Origin of the sequence: Nocardia carnea NBRC 14403 (assembly GCF_000308515.1) — a bacterium.
In the GTDB taxonomy this organism is placed as follows: domain Bacteria; phylum Actinomycetota; class Actinomycetes; order Mycobacteriales; family Mycobacteriaceae; genus Nocardia; species Nocardia carnea.
In genome coordinates this window covers 118,427-138,168 of record NZ_BAFV01000056.1, presented here as the reverse complement: position 1 = coordinate 138,168, position 19,742 = coordinate 118,427, and the positions used below count along the sequence as shown (strand labels likewise).

General features: G+C 68.7%; 15 protein-coding genes. 6 read left to right on the top strand and 9 right to left on the bottom strand.

Annotated features, from left to right (window positions below):
• Nucleotides 1–172: 172 nt before the first annotated feature.
• The 4 genes from ON22_RS20725 to ON22_RS20710 all read right to left on the bottom strand — a co-directional run bounded on the left by ON22_RS20725 (nucleotide 173) and on the right by ON22_RS20710 (nucleotide 4,196).
• The gene (locus ON22_RS20725) at nucleotides 173–955 is read right to left on the bottom strand and encodes an ABC transporter permease (RefSeq protein WP_033243288.1); all 783 of its coding nucleotides are present in this window, start codon (nucleotides 953–955) and stop codon (nucleotides 173–175) included.
• Complete coding sequence (locus ON22_RS20720) at nucleotides 952–1,896, bottom strand: ATP-binding cassette domain-containing protein (RefSeq protein WP_033243287.1); 945 nt, start codon at nucleotides 1,894–1,896, stop codon at nucleotides 952–954. Before ON22_RS20720 ends, ON22_RS20725 begins: the two co-directional genes overlap by 4 nt.
• Nucleotides 1,893–2,699 (bottom strand): YbdD/YjiX family protein, encoded by an 807-nt coding sequence (locus ON22_RS20715; protein WP_373280882.1) that lies wholly within the window; start codon nucleotides 2,697–2,699, stop codon nucleotides 1,893–1,895. Before ON22_RS20715 ends, ON22_RS20720 begins: the two co-directional genes overlap by 4 nt.
• A 477-nt stretch (nucleotides 2,700–3,176) precedes the next feature.
• Nucleotides 3,177–4,196, bottom strand: a complete 1,020-nt coding sequence (locus ON22_RS20710) for a glutathione S-transferase family protein (protein ID WP_033243286.1) — start codon at nucleotides 4,194–4,196, stop codon at nucleotides 3,177–3,179.
• A 37-nt stretch (nucleotides 4,197–4,233) separates the two neighbouring features.
• On the opposite strand from ON22_RS20710, the gene ON22_RS20705 reads away from it, so the two are divergent.
• Both ON22_RS20705 and ON22_RS20700 read left to right on the top strand, forming a co-directional pair.
• Nucleotides 4,234–5,025: an enoyl-CoA hydratase/isomerase family protein gene (locus tag ON22_RS20705; protein ID WP_033243285.1), complete on the top strand. Its 792-nt coding sequence runs from the start codon at nucleotides 4,234–4,236 to the stop codon at nucleotides 5,023–5,025.
• A 129-nt stretch (nucleotides 5,026–5,154) separates the two neighbouring features.
• Nucleotides 5,155–6,624: a class I adenylate-forming enzyme family protein gene (locus ON22_RS20700; RefSeq protein ID WP_081595725.1), complete on the top strand. Its 1,470-nt coding sequence runs from the start codon at nucleotides 5,155–5,157 to the stop codon at nucleotides 6,622–6,624.
• Nucleotides 6,625–6,632: 8 nt separating this feature from the next.
• On the opposite strand, the gene ON22_RS20695 is transcribed toward ON22_RS20700, so the two are convergent.
• The gene (locus tag ON22_RS20695) at nucleotides 6,633–7,391 is read right to left on the bottom strand and encodes a tyrosine-protein phosphatase (RefSeq protein ID WP_033243284.1); all 759 of its coding nucleotides are present in this window, start codon (nucleotides 7,389–7,391) and stop codon (nucleotides 6,633–6,635) included.
• Between the two features lie 399 nt (nucleotides 7,392–7,790).
• Between ON22_RS20695 and ON22_RS20690 the strand changes: the two genes are divergently transcribed.
• Nucleotides 7,791–8,237: a hypothetical protein gene (locus tag ON22_RS20690; RefSeq protein WP_033243283.1), complete on the top strand. Its 447-nt coding sequence runs from the start codon at nucleotides 7,791–7,793 to the stop codon at nucleotides 8,235–8,237.
• Between the two features lie 36 nt (nucleotides 8,238–8,273).
• Nucleotides 8,274–9,461: an alanine racemase gene (locus ON22_RS20685; RefSeq protein ID WP_081595724.1), complete on the top strand. Its 1,188-nt coding sequence runs from the start codon at nucleotides 8,274–8,276 to the stop codon at nucleotides 9,459–9,461.
• Between the two features lie 91 nt (nucleotides 9,462–9,552).
• Here ON22_RS20685 and ON22_RS20680 read toward each other — a convergent pair whose 3' ends face one another.
• Nucleotides 9,553–13,185, bottom strand: coding sequence for an AAA domain-containing protein (locus ON22_RS20680; RefSeq protein ID WP_033243281.1), 3,633 nt, complete (start codon nucleotides 13,183–13,185; stop codon nucleotides 9,553–9,555).
• A gap of 108 nt (nucleotides 13,186–13,293) precedes the next feature.
• Entirely contained in the window at nucleotides 13,294–15,099 is a 1,806-nt protein-coding gene (locus ON22_RS20675; RefSeq protein WP_033243280.1) for a DEAD/DEAH box helicase, read from the bottom strand.
• Between the two features lie 60 nt (nucleotides 15,100–15,159).
• Here ON22_RS20675 and ON22_RS20670 point away from each other — a divergent pair, with 60 nt between their 5' ends.
• A complete protein-coding gene (locus ON22_RS20670; RefSeq protein WP_051157874.1) occupies nucleotides 15,160–15,996 on the top strand; it encodes a carbon-nitrogen hydrolase family protein in 837 nt (278 codons plus the stop codon).
• A 368-nt stretch (nucleotides 15,997–16,364) separates the two neighbouring features.
• Complete coding sequence (locus ON22_RS20665) at nucleotides 16,365–17,003, top strand: phosphoribosyltransferase (protein ID WP_033243630.1); 639 nt, start codon at nucleotides 16,365–16,367, stop codon at nucleotides 17,001–17,003.
• A gap of 230 nt (nucleotides 17,004–17,233) precedes the next feature.
• On the opposite strand, the gene ON22_RS20660 is transcribed toward ON22_RS20665, so the two are convergent.
• A complete protein-coding gene (locus ON22_RS20660; RefSeq protein WP_033243279.1) occupies nucleotides 17,234–18,355 on the bottom strand; it encodes an acyl-CoA dehydrogenase family protein in 1,122 nt (373 codons plus the stop codon).
• 9 nt (nucleotides 18,356–18,364) lie between these two features.
• The gene (locus tag ON22_RS20655; protein ID WP_033243629.1) at nucleotides 18,365–19,537 is read right to left on the bottom strand and encodes an acyl-CoA dehydrogenase family protein; all 1,173 of its coding nucleotides are present in this window, start codon (nucleotides 19,535–19,537) and stop codon (nucleotides 18,365–18,367) included.
• Between the last annotated feature and the right edge of the window lie 205 nt (nucleotides 19,538–19,742).

Genomic DNA, 19,742 nt, shown 5'->3' with positions numbered 1-19,742 from the left:
ACGCCGTATCCCTTGGGCACGCATGGGGACACGCCGTAGTTGTTCGCCGGGCTATCGCGTGCAGGTCCGATCCGTCCATCCGCCCCTCCCGTATACCCCCGCTTTCACCTGCCATCGACCATAACGACGCCTACCGACAGGGTCTTGTTCCCGAGAGCGGGTTCCGGGCGGGTCAGAGCTCCGCGCGACGCAGCGACCACCAGCTCCAGCCACCGATCCCCACGGTCCACAACAGCAGGACAACGATCGCCGCAGGCGCCGGGGCCAGCAGATCGGCATCGGCGAAGGATCCGGAGAACAGGGTGCTCAGCGTGGCGGATCCGGGTAGCAGTGTCACGACACCCGGGATGCCGATACCCGCGGTGACCACCCACAGCAGGGGTTCGACGAGCAGCAACCACCCGAGGACGGCGCCGACCGCGAGCAGCGGCGCCCGCACCAGCAACCCGATCCCGGTGCCGATCAGCGCCCAGCAGACGGCAGCGATCAGGCCGCCGCCGAGGACGGCGAACAGCGAACCGGTGAACTCGAATTTGTCCCGGCCGAACAGCAGCAGGCAGAGCACGGCCACGATCTCGACCGCCAGCGCCGCGGCCAGTGCCGCGAGACCGGTGACCAGGAATTTCGCGGCGGCCAGCTTATCGCGGTCCACGGTGAACAGGGCAGTGATCATGAGGGTGTCGTGCTCATGTTCCCCGGCCGCCCCCGCGGCGCCGAACGCCGCGGATCCCAGCACGACGGCGAACAGCGCCAGATAGAGCCCGATGGTTGCGGCGCCCGTCACCGGCTCGCCCTCCGGGTCCTGCGGACCGGCCAGGATGGCACTCATGGCGGGCGCCGCGATCGCCACCGCCACCGCCAGCCCGGCGAGGACCCGGGTGTAGCGCAGCGTGACGGCCTTGCGGTATTCGGAGAGTACGGGCGGAATCAGTTCCGCGGGTACGACGTCGATCATCGGGAAACCCCGTACGGCAGAGAGGTGGACGGCGGCATTCCGGGACCGGCCGGCCGCGCGGCGGCGGCATGGGTCAGTGAGGCGAGAACGCGGTCGGGATGGATCCGGTCGGGCATGATCGCGTCCAGCCGGACCTCGGCGGCCCGGGCGGCCTCGACGATATCGTCCTCGGTCGCTCCGGCCACGGCGAGTTGATCGTCGGGCCGGATCACCGCATCGGTGAAGCCGCGGGCGGCCAGGGCGGTGGCGATCGCGATCGACGACGAGGACGCGACCACCAGCCGATCGGGGTTGCGCCGCCGCAACCGCGCCGGGCTGCCCTGGTAGGCGACCGTTGCGTTGGCACCGAGAACCACCAGATGGTCGGCGATCGGCAACGCCGTGACCAGGCTCTGCGCGGTGAACAACACGGTCCCGCCGCGGCGGGTGTGCTGCCGGAGGAAACCTTGCAGCCAGGAGATCTCGGTGAGCTGCATACCGGCGGTGGGGTCGTCGAGGATCAGTAGCGGGGGGTCGCCGAGCAGCGCGGTCGCCAGGGCGGCGCGGGCTTCTTCCCCGGGCGTCAGCTCGTCGGGGACGGTGTCGGCGCGTTCGGTGAGACCGGTGATCTCGAGTACGGCAGGCACCCGGCGATCGGGGTGCCCGCCGGCGGCGGCGTACACCCGCAGATGGTCACGGACGGTGCGCCGGGGATGCAGTCCGCGGGGCGCGAGGACGGCGCCCACCGCCGAGCTACCGCGCCCACCGCTCAGTGTCGCCGACCCCGTGGTGGGTGGGAGCAGTCCCAGCAGGGCCGCGACGATCGTCGATTTCCCGGAGCCCGGGGGGCCGACCAGCGCGGCGCAGGTACCCGCGGCGATATCGAAGGACACATCCTGCGCGCCGATCTCGAAGTCCGGGAAGCGTTTGGTCAGGCCCCGGACCGTGATCGCGGGCCTCATCGGGGATCGGCCGGCGGCTGCCGGGGGTCGGTCGGGAGTGCTGCCGGTGCGCCCTGCGGCGGGACGCGAGGCGATTCCTTCGCCGGCGGTAATGGCGAATCCGGCTGTGCCACGGGCTTGTCCGGCTGCCCGGTACCGGGCGCGAGTTCGGCGTCCAGCACCATCTCATCGGCGAAATAGTGCGGTGCCGGCCCGAAGGCCTTGCGGGCGTTGTTGATCGTGGCCTTGCCGAGCGCCCGGTTACCGACACCGCCGATCACGGCGCCGATCCCGGCGGGGACCACCTTGCCGGCCATCAGCGCGGCGCGTTTGGTGAGGAACCGTACGATGAACCGTTTCAGCAGCGAATCGTTCATACCGGACAGGCCGGGAACCTTGTCCGCGAAAACGGTGCCCCAGTTCTTGGCCGAGGAGCCGACGCTTTTCTGCACGATCTCCATACCGCTGTCACCCAGGACCACGGCCAGCACCATGGCGCGGCGTTGCGGGGCGTCCTCGGGCCGGACTCCGTGTACGGCGGCCACCGCGAGCGTGAACAGCGCCGAGGCCTCCATGAAGAAGGTGGTCTCGGCGCTCACCGCGGCGAGCGCGGCGATCGTGCCGACCCCGGGAACCGCGGCCGATGCGCCGACGGCGCTACCGCTGCCCGTGACCGCCAGCAGATACTGGCGTTCCAGGCGTTCGACGAGCTGGGCGGGCGTTTCGTCCGGATGGGCCCGCCGCAGTCGCGCAACGTACTTGGCGACGGCGGGTGCTTGTAGCCGGGAACCGTGGTCGAGCGCCTCGATCACGGCTTTTTCCACTGCCCCGTTACGCACGGCGTCATCCTCCTTTGCGAGCCCTATGCACTGTATGGCACCGGGCCGAGCTTCGTCCGTTCCGACAACGGATTACCCGGCTTCCGGGTTCCGATGCGCACTGGTACCGGTGCATCCGATCGGCCCCGGGAGCATGCGGGTGCCGGCCGGGTGGTCCTCCTGGGACTCGCTGTTCCGGTGCACTTGCTTCTACATACGCCATCGACTGGATCGGTCGATGAAATCACCATGGCGAATGTGGGAAGAGGAGATGTGCTGTTCGGTTCATCGCCGGAACTCGGCACTACCACTACTGGATGTGCCGGGTCGACGGTGACTTTTCGACATATGGTGCCGAGCCGAGATACCAGAGCGGGGAGCCACCGGAGTTCCTTTGTGCGCTGTTGGACTCCGCGGGGGCTGTGTTCGTCGCTACGACGGACTGCCGACCTGTGCTCCCCGTGCAGCCGGGCCCTGCCGGATCTATCGGGCGCCGTGTTCCGGGGGGACCTCCTCGCCGGGAACGGGTGGCTCGGGTGGGGTGCCGTCGCCGAAGGGGCGTCCGCGGAGTGCTTCGCGGCCGTGGGGGGACAGCCAGTCGGACAGCTCCGGTCCCTTGGGCACGACCTGGGTCGGGTTGATATCCGTATGGACCTTGTAATAGTGGTCCTTGATCTGCGTGAAGTCGATCGTGTCGCCGAATCCGGGGGTCTGGAACAGGTCCCGGGCATAGGCCCACAGGACCGGCATCTCGGTGAGTTTGCTCCGGTTGCACTTGAAATGACCGTGGTAGACGGGGTCGAAGCGCACCAGAGTGGTGAACAGCCGGACGTCGGCTTCGGTGATCGTGTCGCCCACCAAATAGCGCTGTCCGGAGAGGCGCTCGCTCAGCCAGTCCAGTGCCGTGAACAGGCGGTCGTAGGCGGCGTCGTAGGCGTCCTGGGCGCCGGCGAACCCGCAGCGATACACCCCGTTGTTCACCTCGCGGAAGACCCGGGCGTTCACCTCGTCGATCTCGGCACGCAACGGTTCGGGGTACAGCTGCGGTGCCCCGGCGCGATGATGGACGGTCCATTCCAACGAGAAATCGAGAGTCATCTGTGCGTAGTCGTTGGTGACGACCTGTCCGGTGGGCACATCCACGACCGCCGGCACGGTGATTCCGCGCGGATAGCCCGGGAACCGGGCCAGGTAGGCGTCGCGCAGCCGGGGAATGCGCAGCACGGGGTCGAGGCCGTCAGGGTCCAGGTCGAAAGTCCAGCTCAGTTTGTCGTGGGTGGGGCCGCACAGGCCCAGCGAGATCGCCGATTCCAGGCCGAGTAGGCGGCGCACGATCAGGGTCCGGTTCGCCCACGGGCAGGCCCGCGCGGCGACGAGCCGGTAGCGGCCCGGTTCCACCGGGTACCCGTCGCGACCGTCGGCGGTGATCCGGGTGGTGATGTAGTTGGTATCGCGCTTGAACTCACCCGGTTCGACATAGCTGCCCTGTTCGGTTTCGGTCATGTTCCCAGTCTGGCAGGACCGGCCATAAGCTTGCGAGATGAGCACCAAACCCACTCGTCTGCAACGGTCGGTCACCACGGGCGGCGCCGAGATCGCGACGCTGACGTTGGCGGCACCGCCGCTCAACCTGTTCGACCAGGCCATGTTCGATGCGCTGGCCGCCGATCTCGCGGAGCTCACCGCGCGGCCGCCGCGGGCTCTGCTGATCCGCGCCGAGGGGAAGGTGGTCTCCGGCGGTGTGGACGTGCACAGTTTCGACGGGCTGACCGCCGAACAGGGTGCGCAACTGTGGCAGGACCTGTTCGACCGGATCAGCCATCCGATCGAGGCACTGCCCTGCCCGGTGGTGTTCGCGGCGCATGCGCTCACGCTCACCGCCGCCTTCGAGATCGCGCTGGCCTGTGATCTGATCCTGGCCGCGCCGAAGGCGAAGTTCGGCCTGGTGGAGATCGTGGTCGGGCTGACCCCGTCGATGGGTGGCCCGCAGCGGCTGGCCGAACGCGCGGGGTCGGGACGGGCGCGTGAACTGGTGATGACCGGCGATCTGTACGACGCGGCCACCATGCGGGAGTGGGGTGTGGTCAACCAGGTCCACGACGATGTGGAGTCCGCCGCCGTGGCGCTGACCCATCGGCTGGCCGAAGGGCCGACACGTGCGCACGCGGCCACCAAACGGATCGTGGAGGCGTGGCGTTCGGGCGGGGTCGGGCACGCGGATTCGGTGACACCCGAGGTCTCCGGCGAGTTGTTCGATACCGAGGATCTACCGCGCGCGGTACGCAGCTTTCTCGAGGTCGGCCCCGGTAAGGCCGTCTACAGCGGTCGGTGAGTTGCGGGAAAGTTGCCGTAAAACGGCTTCCGGATCTCGATTCGATCGGATTCACCGACTCCGCACCCATTTTTGTGATCTGGGTCATATAGTCACAGTTGCCTGACTGTTCGACTGTGCGGAGGTTCGATGCAAGCCGGTACCACCACGACCATCGGGCCTGCTGCCGGTCCACTACTCCGCACCACCGCCGGGCGGGCCGCCGCGGCCGAAACGGCGCCGGGCGCGGCCGGCGAGGCCGAGTGCGATGACCGGCCGGCGGAAGCGGCGCCCCGGAATCTCGAAGACCCGCGCCGCCGGGTCGATTCCCCGGCGGTCTCGCTGGTGGAGTTCCCGCTCGCCGATACAGCTTCGGCGGCGCCGCTGTCCCGCGGCGCGGACGGCATCCTGCGGTACGGCAACCTGAGTCCGGCCCTGACCGAACTCCTCGATCTGCAGGTCCACGCGTTCGCTGATCGGGAGGCCGTGGTGGAGGTCGGCGGCGGCCGGCTCACCTACCGGGAACTCTGGCATTCGGCCTCACGGGTGGCCGGTGGTTTGCAGGAGCACGGAATCGGCTACGGCGACAGGGTCGCGGTGCATATGCCGCCGGGGGTGCGCTGGGTGCAGGCGTTCCTGGGCGCGCTGCTCAGCGGTGCGGTGCCCGTGCTGGTACATCACGGTCTGCCGGACCGGTCGGCCGAACAGGTCATCGCCGACAGCGATGCCGATTTCGTCCTGGGCTCGGCGCAGCACGGCTGCGGTGCCACCCGCGGCGACGGGCCGCGGTCCCCCGATCTGCCCGACGGCGCGGCATTCATCGACGACGGGGCGGCGCTCAACGATCTGGCGCTGCTCTGCTACACCGACGGGGCCGGCGCGAACGAGTTGCCGACCGGTGTCGAACTGACCAACGAGAATCTGCTCTCGGCGATCAGGTCGATGGTGGCGGCGCTGGATCTGCCCACCGACGGGATGCGCAATCTGGTACTCCAGCCGCTGGCGCACGCCGGTGGCTGTGTGGACCAGCTGCTGCCGACCTTCGCGGTCGGTGGCACGGTGGTGCTGGCGCAGGGTGGCGCCGGCGTCGCCCGGGCCATCGCCGGCGAAGGCGTCGATACGGTGGCCGCAAATACCCGAATCCTCGCCGGGCTGCTCCCCGAACTCGCGGTGGGCCGGGCCGGTGGGCTACCGACCGATCGGGTGGTCCGGATCAGCAGGTCGGATCAGCGGCTCCCGGGGGCCGGTGGCGCCGCCGCCGATGCCGCCGGTCCGGACTTCTCGGCGGAGTTGTGTCAGGTCTTCCCTTCCGCCCGGCAGTGGTCGGTATGGGGCGCCACCGAGACCAGCGGTATCGGTCTTGCGCTCGGTCCCACCGCCGGTCCCGTCGGAGGCGTGGACGATACGGTACTGGGCTTTCCGTTCGGTGGCACCGAGCTGGCGTTGCGCGGGCCGCGGGCTGCGTCCGGCCACGGTGAGCTGCTGTGCCGTGGGCCGAATGTGTCCCGGCGGTATTGGAAGGATCCGCAACGCACCGCCGACCGGTTCACCGGTACCTGGTTCCACACGGGTGACCAGGTGAGTATCGGCCGGGACGGGTTGGTTCGGCGCAGTGCCTGAGTTCGGCCTCAGGCGACCAGCCGGTCGCGCAGCCGGTTCCGCAGGTCCGCGGTGAACCCCACCGCCCGCAGGTAGGAGTCGAAATCCCTGTGCAGTTCCGTGCCGGCCTCCAGGCCGGCGCGCAGGTATTCTTCGCGGACCTCGAGTACCGCCTGCGGCAGGTCGGCTCCGAACTCGTCCTTCAGCGAGGAGCGCAGTTCGGCGACGGCGTGGTTGCTCAGCAGGTAATCGGTGAGGATCTCGCTCTCCGGAACGCCGACCGCCCGCAGCATGGTGGCCACCGACCATCCGGTGCGATCTTTACCGGCCGCGCAGTGCACCAGAACGGCACCACGATCGGCAACGATCGCCTCGGCGAGGGCCAGGAGCGCGGCATGCGCCTCCGGACTGGCCGGAAAACCCCGGTACACGTCCATCATGTAGGCCAGTGCCGCGCCGGGTGCGTCCTCCCGGCCGGCGGCCGCCTCGTGCGGTGGGGCGACGGCGGTCTCGGCGTGGAACGGGGTGATCCGGAGCTGGATATCCGGCGGGAGGTGATCGGCGCCCGCGCGCTCGATCTCCCGGTATCCGCGCAGATCGTGGACCGCGCCGACACCGAGTTCACGCAGGGTCGTATGGCCGGGGTCGCCGAGGCGGCTGAGCTGGGCCGACCGGAGTAGGACGCCGGGGCGGATGGTCCCGCCGCCGTGAACGGGCAGGCCGCCGAGGTCTCGGAAATTGAAGGTGCCGCTGATCCGTAGATGGTCGGCGAGGGGAGAGCTGGTCACCGAATCAGGCTAACCGGCCGAAGAGAAATGGGAGCAGTGTGTGATGAGGCACAGCGATCGGGCTTCGCGGTGGCATCGTCGTAGACTGGCCGATGGCCTGTGCCCGGATGGCGGCAGGTCGGCGCCGGTACCGAGAGCCCCAGGTCCCGGTTGTGAAAAGCCGCGGTTGCGGAGGGGTCACAAAACAGGCTTCGAGTACGGGTTTCCCCGTGTAGCTGTTCTCAAACCCCGAAAACGTTTCTAATATTGAGTTGACGGATTGGTTGGGCGGTAACTTCCCGACCTTGCGCCTGCCGATCCGACCGGCCTCTTCGGTGCCGGGTTTCGGTGCCGAAGTGTGCGATGTGTTTTGCGAGGGAGCTTGCGTTGGGCGTACGTGGAGAAATAGCGGAGGGTCGTATGCGATCGGCCGTGCGTGAAGCGGTCGAAAACGCCGACGCGGTGCTGGAAATCACCGGGTTGCGGGCGTTGCGAGTGTTGCTGCATGCGGGTTTCAGCGCCTATTGGCCGCTGGTGAAGTCCCGGCCGGTCCAGCAGATCCACGCCTATGAGAAGACGGTGCAGACGCTGTGCCGGCACTGGGATTCGCGTGCGGATTATGTCCCTGACCCGGTGGTATCGGAGCGGCAGCGAAAACAACAGCAGCATGTTGTGGAGTGGCTCGAACTGTGTGCGCAGCGCTCCGGCACCCGCTGGATCGAGCCGGTCGATTCGGTGGCCGGGTACGTGATCACCGTGGTGCAGGGCTCGGTGCTGCGCTGGCTGGCCGATTGTGACGACGAGGCGATCCTGGTGGCCTTCGACGATCTGGTGTCGAATCTGCTCACCCGCGCCGTCGACGCCTGACCCGAAAGCTGGACGTATGACCAGTCCGGTGGTTGAGTGGGCGGGGTGAGCACGACCGCGCCGATCGCCCACCTGCACGCGGCCACGGCCGACCTCGATCCGCCGCTGGCCGCGGTGGACCTGACTGTATTACGCGCGAACGCCGCCGATCTGGTCCGCCGTGCCGGCGGGAGGCCGCTGCGCGTCGCCGGCAAATCGGTCCGCTGCCGGGCTGTTTTAGCGGAGGTGCTGGGGCCGGAGCTGACGGCCGCCGGCGGTTTCGCCGGGATCATGTCGTATGCGCTTGCCGAGGCGCTGTGGCTGGTCCGCTGCGGCGCCCGCGATGTGCTGCTCGGCTACCCCACCGCCGATCGCGCGGCGCTCGCCGAGCTCGCCGGTGACGAGATCGCACTCGAGGCGATCACCCTGATGGTCGACGACACCGCCCAGCTCGACCTGATCCGCGCCGCGATGGGTAACAACCGCGTCGCACCGCGGGTCTGCCTGGATGTCGACGCCTCGCTGCGGATCGGTCCGCTGCACCTCGGGGTACGCAGGTCGCCGGTGCGCACACCCGAACAAGCCGCGGCCCTCGCCGCGCAGGCCCGTGCGGACGGGTTCCGGGTGGTCGGGCTGATGACCTACGAGGCACAGATCGCCGGGCTGCCGGATTCCTCGCTCGCCGTGCGACTGGTGAAGAAGGCCTCCGCTCGCGAGATCGAACGCCGCCGGGCCGCCGTGCTGGCGGCCGTGGTTTCGGTGACCGGCGAGCTGGAGATCGTCAACAGCGGCGGCACCGGTTCCGTCGAGCTCAGTGCCCAGGCGGCGGGCGTCACCGAGATCACCGCCGGCTCAGGGCTTTACGTGCCGACGCTGTTCGACGAATATCGTTCGTTCCGGCCGCGGCCCGCACTGTTTTTCGCGCTGCCGGTACTACGCCGGCCCGCATCCGATATCGCCACGGTTTTCGGTGGCGGGTATATAGCCTCAGGTCCGGCCGGGGCGAGTCGTGTGCCTAAACCGGTGTGGCCCAAGGATTTGCGGATGCTCGGCACCGAGGGCGCCGGAGAGGTGCAGACACCGCTGTCGGGATCGGCGGCGCCGGAAATCGGGGACCGGGTGTGGTTCCGTCATGCCAAGGCCGGTGAGCTGTGCGAACGGTTCGATCGGTTGTATCTGATCGACGCCGACGGGACCCGCACCGAAGTACCGACCTATCGCGGTGAAGGGAAATGCTTCGGGTGATTCCGGAAGAAATCAGGCCGACCGAAAGATATCGGTGAACCGGAATTTCCGGACGATATTCAGCCGGTCCGGCGAATTTGTTTCGCCGTGCTCACAACCGGATGAAATCGGCCAGTGCCGATAATTCGCGGAGGGTTTCCGGAAGGAATTCCGTCACTAACGGGGAACGGACGATAATCGCGCGGCGCCGGGCGCGGCACAACGTATCGTGCACCACGGCGGCGGACAGCAGTGCGCCGATCGAGCCGGGGGCGTCCTCGGGAGTGGAGGTCGCCGGTGACACCAGCACCACGGCCGCCTCCCGGCCCCGGAACAACTCGGGGGTCCCGACCAGTACCTCTTCGATCCGGGCCCGGGACAACAGAGTTCGGATCAGGCTCACCTGTGCCCGGTGCGGCGAGACCACGACGATATCGTGCGGCTGCAATTGCCGCGTACCGGTGCCGTCGTTCCAGGTCCGCCCCAGCAGATCACGGATCTGCTGCACGACCTCCCGGGCCTCGGGATCGGAGGAGGTGATGTTGCCGTGATGCTCCACGAGGACGGTGGCGATACCGGGTTCCAGGGTCGCTCCGGGATCCGCGGGTACCGGTACGGCATGTAACCGGTTGTCGAAGAACAGGTGCGAGACCGGATCGCTCACCTGCGGATGCATTCGATGGGTCCGGCCCAGGAAGTAGCCGTGCGTCGCCGGCAGCGTTCGCCGCCCGCCGGCCAGCCAGGTGAGGGCCGGGGTGTCCACCGGCTCCGGATGCGGGCCGGGGCCCGGCCGGTGGCGTTCGGTGGGGTCGCCGGTGAGCAGCAGATTGCGGGCGCTCACCGAAACCGCGGCGGTCGCCGCCAAGGGGAAGCTGTTCGCGTCGGCGATGACGAGCAGGTCCAAGGCCTCCCGGGGTATTCGGCCCGGATCGGTGAAATCGTCCGGGGCGCCACCCAATACGCATCCGCGGATAGCGTTCGAGAGGAACCGGGAGTAACGAGCGGAGTCCAGCACCAGCCATTCGGGTGCCACGGCCGCCGCATCGCTTTTCGCGACCAGTTCGGGGAGCACCCCGGCTCGCACGATGGCGTCCAGCAGATTCTCCACCGGGGCGGCAGTGGGTGCGACGATCCCGACCCGCCAGTTGTCGCCGGCGACCAGTGCGGCGATCACCTCGGCCAAGATATCGGTGCGCCCCGTCCCGGTGGGGGCTTGTACGGCCAGATACGAACGGTCCAGTGCGCGCAGCGTCGCAACGATCGCGGTCGCGTAGTCACCGGGGACCGTGGACGGATCCGCGTCCGCCGATTCACCGACGCGGGGCGTGCCGTCGGCTTCCGGGAGTTCTCCGCCGGAGCCGGTGGAATGCGGCAGTCCGGTGATCTGTGTGGTTGCGGTGGCGACACCCGGTGCGAGTCGCTCCGGTCCGGCAGCCGAGGGAGAACCGAGTTGCCCCGCCGGAGATTCTGAACCGATGGGCACGGACTCGGTGATGTGAGTTGCCGGTGCGCCGGTGCCGACAACGGGTGCATCGCCGTCGAGTTCTGAACCGGATTCCGTCGCGCGGTCTGCGGGCGGGTGTGCATCGTGGGGGGTGCGTAAGCGGGGTGGGCGGCGCGCCAGGAGATCGAACACGGGGGTGTCCGGTAGCCCGGGCAGGGTGACGAGCAGTTGCTCGCCGATTTCCTCGAGTGCCTCCGAATCGGCAGCGTGCGCACCGGGTAGCGCCGGTGCGAGGGCAATCGGCAGTTCGTCGTGCGCCGCGGTGCCGGGCAGCAGGGTTTCCTCGAGGCGAACGGTATCGGTCAGATCGGGTTCCATCGCACAGCCCAGCACCGTGGCCGGCCCGGCGGTGCGGATGGCCCGGGGCGCGCGGCCTTCCGGTTCGTAGACGACGTAGACCCGGGTACCGGGCGCCGGCCCCGGGCCGGTGAGCCGTCCGCGCAGGCGTAGGAAACGGCGCACCGTATCGCCCGGGCCGATATGCCATTTCGTATCCACCGTGCACGAATCGGCCACCATCACCCCGTGGTCCGGAGCCCACTCGGACAGGGGATGGGTGAGCCTGTCGATATGGGCCCACCAGGACGTCTGTTGTTCGCGGCGGTGATAGCCGAGCAGGGCGGCCGTCAGCGCCGCGACCCGGTGCGGATCGGCGTCGGGACCGCCGGGCGTCCGGTCGGTGACAGTCTCGGTGCGGCCCGCGTATTCGGCAAGCGCCGCCTCGGTGGACGACGGGCACACGGCCGGGGTATCGCGCAGCAGTCGGTCCAGGTCGCCCGCGGGGGCACCGGGCGGCCGTGGTGCGGTGGCGCCCGCCTCTTTGCGTAACCGGTCGGCCAGCCACAGCACAGTCCGGCCGTCCGTCTCTCCGGGATGACCGAGCGTGGCCGCAACCCGGTGCAGGGAATAGGAGCGGGTGCCGAGGACGAAGGCGCCGCGCACTATCGGATACAGGTCCACCAGGACGCCGGACCGCAGCAGCGCGTCCACGGACTCCTCCCCGGCGCCGAGGCGGCCGGCAGTGTTCAGCATCAGGGACCGGGCGGTGGCCGTGTAATGGAAGATATGCAGGCCGGGGTCGGTCAGCAACGGTTCGGTGAGCACGGCCAGTAGATCGGAGAATGCGCGGCGGGCGCCGTCCCGCAGCGCCGTACGGCGCTGCGGGGAAAGCTCGTCCGCGGGTGGTTCGACCGGTAGTTCGCAGGAGAACAGGAGGGATTCCCGGGAGGCCACCGCCACCCGTAGGCGATCCGGTGTCACCGGGTGGGTGTGCAGGGCGAGATCGCCCGGTGTGGCCGACGGCAGCATATCCAGGGCCGCCGGATCCGCAGGCAGCAGTTCACCGCGACCGGAATGTTCCTGCCGCAGCTGGACGACGGCCTGGGCGCGTAGCCGCGCGAGAGTGGCGGCGGGTACCTCGGGCGGGGTCGCGATCCGGGTGGTGAGCCGGTCGATGGTGGTGATACCGGCCGTGCGCAACGCCGTCCGGGTGGCCGGATCCATCCCGGCGACCAGCAGTAGATCGCGGGCCTCGGCGCGGGCGGCGGTGCAGACGGCGCAGCGGCCGCAGGCCCGGAAGCGTGGATCACCCCATTGCACCGGCAGGAGTTCGGTCGAATGTTCGTCCAGGATCCGGTGCATACGGCGGCGGCATGCCAGATACACCGGCGCCACATCGGCTACCTCGGCGGTATGTGCGTCGCCGCCGGCGTGGATATGCAGACGCGGATCGACCGGTACCGACAGCGATTCCAGGAACTCCGCGGCCGCGGCGAGCCGCAGCGCGGTGGGCACCGGCCGAGCTCGGGTGGTGCCGTGCAGCCGTAGCCCGCCCGGGGTCTGCGTAGCCACGTCCACGTGGGTGAAGAAGTCCCCGTCGAAGAACACCGCACCCAGCACCGCCGGGGCACCGGCGCGGACCGCGGCCACGGTGGCACTGTGCGCGGCGGCGAGGGCGCCCACCGGATCGGCCGGGTCGGCGGGCGGGGGGAGTTCGACCACACCGGCACCGTGACGGTGCCGCACGGCGGTACGCAGCGCGGCGAATTGCGCGTAGCCGGAAGCGGTTTCCGGCGGTACCCCGCATTCGCCGTAACCGCTTGCCCCGGCCGGTGTTCCGCTGCCGGTTCCGGGGACAGTGCCCAATTCGGCATCGAGTCCGCGCAGCAGCGCGAACTCACAGCCCGCCCCACGCTCCAGATCTGTGGCGCCGCACACCACCCGATCACCGAGAACGAACACCCACGGCCCTCCTGCGACCCAGCGATACACCCGGCGAGCGGGTACGTGCACACCGGACGCGGCCCACTGTAATCACCGGCTCCGGCCTGGTGGGAGGGACCGTGGAATCTATGAACGCGGTTTACGCCGCTCGTGCCGTTTGGGCCCGTCGCGCCGCGGCCCGCGCCCGATCGAGCGGGGCGGCCCCTGGTCGAGCTGCAATTGGATCAATACACCGCTGATCCGGGTGCTCCGCAATGCGTCCAGGGTTTCCGGCGGCAACTGGGCCGGTAGTTCCACGAGGCTGTGATCGGGGCGGATGCTGATATGCCCGAAATCGCTGCGCCGCAGACCACCCTCGTTGGCGATCGCACCCACGATCGCGCCCGGCACCACGCGGTGCCGTTTACCGACGGCGATGCGGTAGGTGGCGAGTTCGGCACCGGTCCCGCGATGCCGGCTCGGGCCGCGGCGATCGTCGAAACCGCCGTCGTCGAAGTTGCGCGGCGGACGTTCCCGGCGCGGCCGCTCCACCGGCTCCGGTTCGGGTTCGAGGAAGAAACTCTCGCCGTCCTGCGCGGCGACCGCCAGGGCCGCGGCGATATCGGCCAGCGGGGTGTTGTGCTCCTGCTCGTAGTCCTCGATGAGTTTGCGGAACAGCGACAAATTGTCCGAGCTCAGGTTCTCGGTGATGGCATCGCCGAACTTCGCCACCCGCTGCGCGTTCACATCGTCGACGCTGGGCAGCTGCATCTCGGTGAGCGGATGCCGGGTCGCGCGTTCGATGGATTTCAGCAGATGCCGTTCCCGGGGTGCGACGAACAGCAGGGCCTCGCCGCTGCGGCCCGCACGCCCGGTACGGCCGATCCGGTGTACGTAGGACTCGGTGTCGTGCGGGATGTCGTAGTTCACCACATGCGAGATACGGTCCACGTCGAGACCGCGGGCCGCGACATCGGTGGCGACCAGGATATCGAGGGTTCCCGCCTTCAGCTGCCCGATAGTGCGTTCACGCTGCGCCTGGGCGATATCGCCGTTGATCGCCGCGGCCGAGAACCCGCGGGCGCGCAGCTTCTCGGCCAGCTCCTCGGTGGCCTGTTTGGTGCGCACGAAGATGATCATGGCCTCGAAGGCCTCGACCTCGAGGATCCGGGTGAGAGCGTCGAGTTTGCGCTGATGCGAAACCAGCACCCAGCGCTGGGAGATATTGGTGGCGGTGCTGGTCTTGGACTTGACCGTGATCTCGACCGGCTCACGCAGATACTGCTTGGAAATCTTGCGGATCGCAGCGGGCATCGTGGCCGAGAACAGCGCCACCTGCTTCTGCGCGGGGGTATCGGCGAGGATGCGTTCCACATCCTCCTGGAACCCCATCTTCAGCATCTCGTCGGCCTCGTCGAGCACCAGGTAGCGCAGCTGGGACAGGTCCAGCGTGCCCTTCTCGAGGTGATCGATCACCCGGCCGGGGGTACCGACCACGACCTGCGCGCCGCGGCGCAGACCCGACAACTGCACGCCGTAGCTCTGCCCGCCGTAGATCGGCAGCACATGCGTATTCGGCATATGCGTGGCGTAGCGGCCGAACGCCTCGGCGACCTGGATCGCGAGTTCCCGGGTCGGGGCGAGGACCAGGGCAGCCGGCTGTTTGCCGGTCGGCCGGTCCTGCAGCAAACCCATCAGGATCGGGATGGCGAACGCCGCCGTCTTACCGGTGCCGGTCTGCGCGAGACCCACCACATCCGCCCCCTCGAGCAGCGGGGGGATGGTCGCGGCCTGGATGGGGGACGGGGATTCGTAGCCGACATCGGCAATGGCCGAGAGGATTCGGTCATCGATCCCGAGATCGGCGAAAGACGGTCCGGCGGATTCGGCGTTCTCGGCTTGTGCGTCGCCAGGGTCTCCGCCGAGGCTGCCGTCGCCCTGATTGGTGCTCATTGACCAGGAGTTTACTGGTACGGCCTGGTTGTCCGGGCCACCGGGCCATACGGTGTCAGCATGGATGCCGACCCCGCCGATCAGCCGCGCGCGGACGCGCAGGCTCTGGCTGTGGTGCAGTTCGCACCCCATACCGATATCGACGCCAACCTCGCGGCCCTCACCGAGCGGGTGCGCGCCGCCGCCGACCAGGGCGCCCGCATCGTGGTCGCCCCCGAGTATTCGATGTTCGCCCTGGGCCGGCTCGATCAACGGGTACACGCCGCGGCCCAGCCGCTCGACGGCCCGTTCGTCACCGCCCTCGCGCGCCTCGCCGCGGACACGGGAGTGCACCTGGTGGCCGGGGTGGTCGAAACCACCGCGCCGGACGACGGCCGGATCCACAACACTCTGGTGGTGCTGGGCCCCGACGGTGCGCTCGTCACGCACTACCGCAAGGTGCACCTCTACGACGCATTCGGTCAGCGCGAATCGGATATCGTCCGCCCCGGCCCACTCACCGAGCCACCCGTATTCACCGCCGCCGGGCTCACCTTCGGTCTGCAGACCTGTTTCGACCTGCGCTTCCCGGAGGGCTTCCGGCGGCTGGCCGCCGCGGGCGCGCAGGTCCTGCTGCTCCCCGCCCAGTGGATCCCGGGCCCGGGAAAGGTCGATCAGTGGACCACCCTGTTGCGGGCCCGGGCCATCGAGAACACCGTCTACCTGGCCGCGGCCGACCACTGCGGGCCACGCGGCGCGGGCCACTCGATGATCGTCGACCCGGCAGGACGGATCGTGAGCGAACTGGCCGACGAACCAGGGATCGCGCTCGTCCCGCTGGAGCCGGAATTGCTGGACAAGGTGCGCCGCACCAACCCGAGCCTGTCGCTACGCAGATTCACCGTCGCGACACCGTAGGCGACCCGCGGGTCCGCGTGCCGTGCCGCGCTTGCCGTGTTGCGGCGGTGGCCGCGTTGCCGCGTTGCCACGTTGCCGGAAGCAGAGCGATGGGAACGTTCACGACTGTTCTGCCCGGGGCTGCTGAGACCGCTCGGCTCGGGCCTGGGCCGACCTCGATCGGAGGTCATCGCGCGCTGCATCGCGCAGGACGTTCGTGACGTTGTCGACCGTGGCCCGATCCGTGCGACTGTGCGTGCCGGACGCTCCGGACAGGTGGTGTGCGCACGTATCGATGCCTGACACCAACGGCGGGGTCGATATACGAACGGTGTCGGTGCCGCGGTGATCTGCGACGGTGGCGGGGGAAGCGAGTAGCGTCGAAGATGATGCTCTACGCCGATCGGGTAGTTGCCGGACGCGCGCTGGGAAACGAACTGAGGCACCTGCGTGCGGGGGATTCGCCGGCGCCGGGTCCGCTGGTACTGGGCTTGCCACGTGGGGGTGTGCCGGTGGCGGCGGCGGTCCGGGAGGTGATCGGCGGGGATCTCGATATCCTGCTCGTCCGCAAACTGGGGGTGCCCTGGCAGCCGGAGCTGGCGGCGGGCGCGATCGGGGAGCACGGGGTGCGGGTGATCAACTCCGATGTGGTCCGCCAGACCGGACTCGACAGCGCTCGGCTGGATGCGATCGAAGCGGAGGAACGTGACGAACTGGAGCGGCGCAGCAGGCTGTGGCGGGGGGACCGTCCGCCGATCCCATTGCAGGACCGCACGGTGGTGATCGTCGACGACGGTATCGCCACCGGAGCGTCGGTCGTGGTGGCCTGCCGGGTGGCGCGTGCGCAGGAACCGCGGCACCTCGTCGTGGCGGTTCCGGTCGCGGCGCCGGAGGCACTCCCGCGGATCCGCGGGGAAGCCGACGAGGTGGTGTGCCCGCACGCACCGGCGGCGTTGGCCGGCGTCGGTGGTGCGTACCGGGATTTCCATCAGCTGGCCGATACCGAAGTCAGCGAGTTGCTCGGTTGAGCCACCGAGCCGTTCGGTGGGTTGCGGCAGATCGGCTCGGGTGAGGTACCGAATTATGCGATGAGCCGCGGGCTGCCCGGTGGGGCCACCGCTTTGCTCGGTGAGCCCGGCGATGTGCTCCGATGGGGATACGAGCTGCTCTGGGTGGTGAGGGAGTTGCTCCGGGGTGAGGGAGTTGCTCCGGCCGGACGCCCGCCGAACGGTCGGCGCGGTCCGGCCGGAGCGAGGGATCACAGCTCCGGCTGTGCGTACTCACTCACGCGGTCGCCGAGGATGCGCAGATGTTCCAGGCTGCTGCCGAGTGTGCGCTCGATGGCGGTCAGCCGGGCCACATAGTGACTCACCGGGTATTCGGAGGTGACCCCGATACCGCCGTGCATCTGGATCGCCTCCTGCCCGACATGCCGCGCCGAGCGGCTGACCTGCAGCCGGGCCCGGGACGCGATCACCGGGTCGGCGGAGTCGACCAGGGCCGCGGTGAGGTAGTAGCTCATGCTGCGGGCCAGCTCCAGCGAGACGTACATATTCGCGGCGCGCTGGGTGAGTGTCTGGAACTTCGACAGCGTCACCCCGAACTGCTTGCGGGTCTTCAGGTAGTCGGTGGTCAGCCGCAGCGATTCCGCCATCGCCCCGATCGACTCGGCACACAACCCGGCCTGGGCCGCGACGTGCACCGATTCCAGGATGGCGGTGGCATCGCCGGTACCCAGCAGTTCCGCCGGCGCAGCGGCGAATTCCACCTGGGCGCCCCGAAGGCTGTCGACCGTCTTGTACGGCGTCCGGGTGACGCCGCGGGCGTCCGCCGCGACCAGGAACAGGCCGAGGCCGCCGCCGGGCAGGGTCGCGCTGACCACCAGTTCGTCGGCGCAGTCGCCGTGCGGTACCGGGTTCTTCACACCGGTCAGCGTGTAGGCGTCGCCGTCGGCGGTGGCGGTCGTCTCGATGGCGTGATCGGGCCAGCGGGTGCCCGGTTCGCCGTGCGCGAAGGCGAGCAGTTTCGACCCGGCCGCGACCTCGGGCAGGATCCGCTGCCGCTGATCGGCGCTACCGGCGGCACTGATCAATCCGCCCGGTACCAGCACCGCGTCCAGGAGCGGTTCCGGTGCGAGCCGGCGTCCGAACTCCTCGAGCACCAGCATGGTCTCCACCGGGCCGGCGTCCATTCCGCCGTCTTTCTCGGCGAAGCTCAGTCCGAGAACGCCCAGCTCGGCGAGCTGACCCCAGACCTCGCGGCTCCAGCCCAGGTCCGTTTCGGTGACGGCCAGCCGCGATTCCGGATTGTAATGGCGATTGAGCAGGTCACGCACGGTATCGCGGAGCATGACCTGTTCGTCGGTGAGATCGAAATCCATAACCTGACCTCACAATCCGAGGATCGAGGAGGCGATGATGGTGCGCTGCACCTCGCTGGAACCTCCGTAGATGGTTGTTTTGCGGTAGTTGAGGTAGCTGGGGCCACTGCGCTGCGCCCATTCGGGCGAGGCGATATCCCCGGCGCCGACCGGTACGGCATCCGGGCCGGCGATATCGAGCAGGAGTTCGGTGGCAGCCTGCTGCAGTTCGGAACCGCGCAGCTTCAGCACCGAGGAGGCCGGATTCGGTTTGCCCTCGGTCGAATTCGAGACCACACGCAGCTGGGTGAGTTCCAGAGCGAGCAGTTCGTTCTCCAGTTCGGCGATCCGCGCCGCGAACAGCGGGTCCTCGAGGAGGGTGCCCGAACCGGATTTGGTGGCCGCGGCGTATTCCTTGGCCACCCCGATCTTCACCTTGGTACGGCCGACAGCGGTGATACCGGTGCGTTCGTTGCCGAGCAGGAATTTGGCGTAGGTCCAGCCCATGTTCTCCTCGCCGACCAGCTGATCGGCGGGGACCCGCACGTTCTCGAAGAAGACCTCGTTCACCTCGTATCCACCGTCGATGAGTTTGATCGGGCGGATGGTGACGCCGGGGGATTTCACATCGAAGAGCAGCATGGAGATCCCGGCCTGCTTCTTCGGGGCATCGGGGTCGGTGCGGACCAGGCAGAAGATCCAGTCGGCCCATTGCCCCAGGGTGGTCCAGATCTTCTGGCCGTTGACGATGTAGGAGTCACCGTCGCGGACTGCGGTGGTGCGCAGCGAGGCCAGGTCGGAGCCGGCGTCGGGTTCGGAGAAACCCTGGCACCACCAGATATCGAGGTTGGCGGTGGCCGGCAGGAAACGCTTCTTCAGTTCTTCGGAGCCGAACTGGGCGATGACCGGGCCGATCATGGTGGCGTTGAAGGTCAGCGGGTCGGGCACGCTGGCCAGCTGCATCTCGTCCTGCCAGATATGGCGCTGCATGGGGGTCCAGTCCTTGCCGCCCCATTCCACCGGCCAGTTCGGCACGGCCAGGCCGTGCTCGTTGAGGATCCGGTGGGCCGTCACGACGTCCTCGCGGGACAGCTCGTGACCGTACTTCACGCGTTCCCGGATCTCGGCGGGGATCGCGGTGGTGTAGATCTTCCGCAGCTCGTCGCGGAAGGCGACCTCGTCGGGAGACAGAGTTAATTTCATACACATCTCCAAATATGTCTCGATTGTCCCGCATCGAATTTACACCCCTGATCAATCCTGCCGCGTCGAGTGCATCACATGCACCCGTCGCCTGCCGCCGATAACGCGGGCCGAGAGCGGAGTGTGACCCGGCGGTGTCCCGCCGGTGCTGGTAACTTGCAGCGGTGGGCGGGGGATTGCCGGTGGATCCGGCCTGCCATCGCCG

Bases quoted from the DNA above. Each gene is read 5' to 3' on its own strand.
- ON22_RS20725 (WP_033243288.1), bottom strand. From the start codon at position 955: ATGATCGACGTCGTACCCGCGGAACTGATTCCGCCCGTACTCTCCGAA.
- ON22_RS20720 (WP_033243287.1), bottom strand. From the start codon at position 1,896: ATGAGGCCCGCGATCACGGTCCGGGGCCTGACCAAACGCTTCCCGGAC.
- ON22_RS20710 (WP_033243286.1), bottom strand. From the start codon at position 4,196: ATGACCGAAACCGAACAGGGCAGCTATGTCGAACCGGGTGAGTTCAAG.
- ON22_RS20705 (WP_033243285.1), top strand. From the start codon at position 4,234: ATGAGCACCAAACCCACTCGTCTGCAACGGTCGGTCACCACGGGCGGC.
- ON22_RS20700 (WP_081595725.1), top strand. From the start codon at position 5,155: ATGCAAGCCGGTACCACCACGACCATCGGGCCTGCTGCCGGTCCACTA.
- ON22_RS20690 (WP_033243283.1), top strand. From the start codon at position 7,791: ATGCGATCGGCCGTGCGTGAAGCGGTCGAAAACGCCGACGCGGTGCTG.
- ON22_RS20675 (WP_033243280.1), bottom strand. From the start codon at position 15,099: ATGAGCACCAATCAGGGCGACGGCAGCCTCGGCGGAGACCCTGGCGAC.
- ON22_RS20670 (WP_051157874.1), top strand. From the start codon at position 15,160: ATGGATGCCGACCCCGCCGATCAGCCGCGCGCGGACGCGCAGGCTCTG.
- ON22_RS20665 (WP_033243630.1), top strand. From the start codon at position 16,365: ATGCTCTACGCCGATCGGGTAGTTGCCGGACGCGCGCTGGGAAACGAA.
- ON22_RS20660 (WP_033243279.1), bottom strand. From the start codon at position 18,355: ATGGATTTCGATCTCACCGACGAACAGGTCATGCTCCGCGATACCGTG.
- ON22_RS20655 (WP_033243629.1), bottom strand. From the start codon at position 19,537: ATGAAATTAACTCTGTCTCCCGACGAGGTCGCCTTCCGCGACGAGCTG.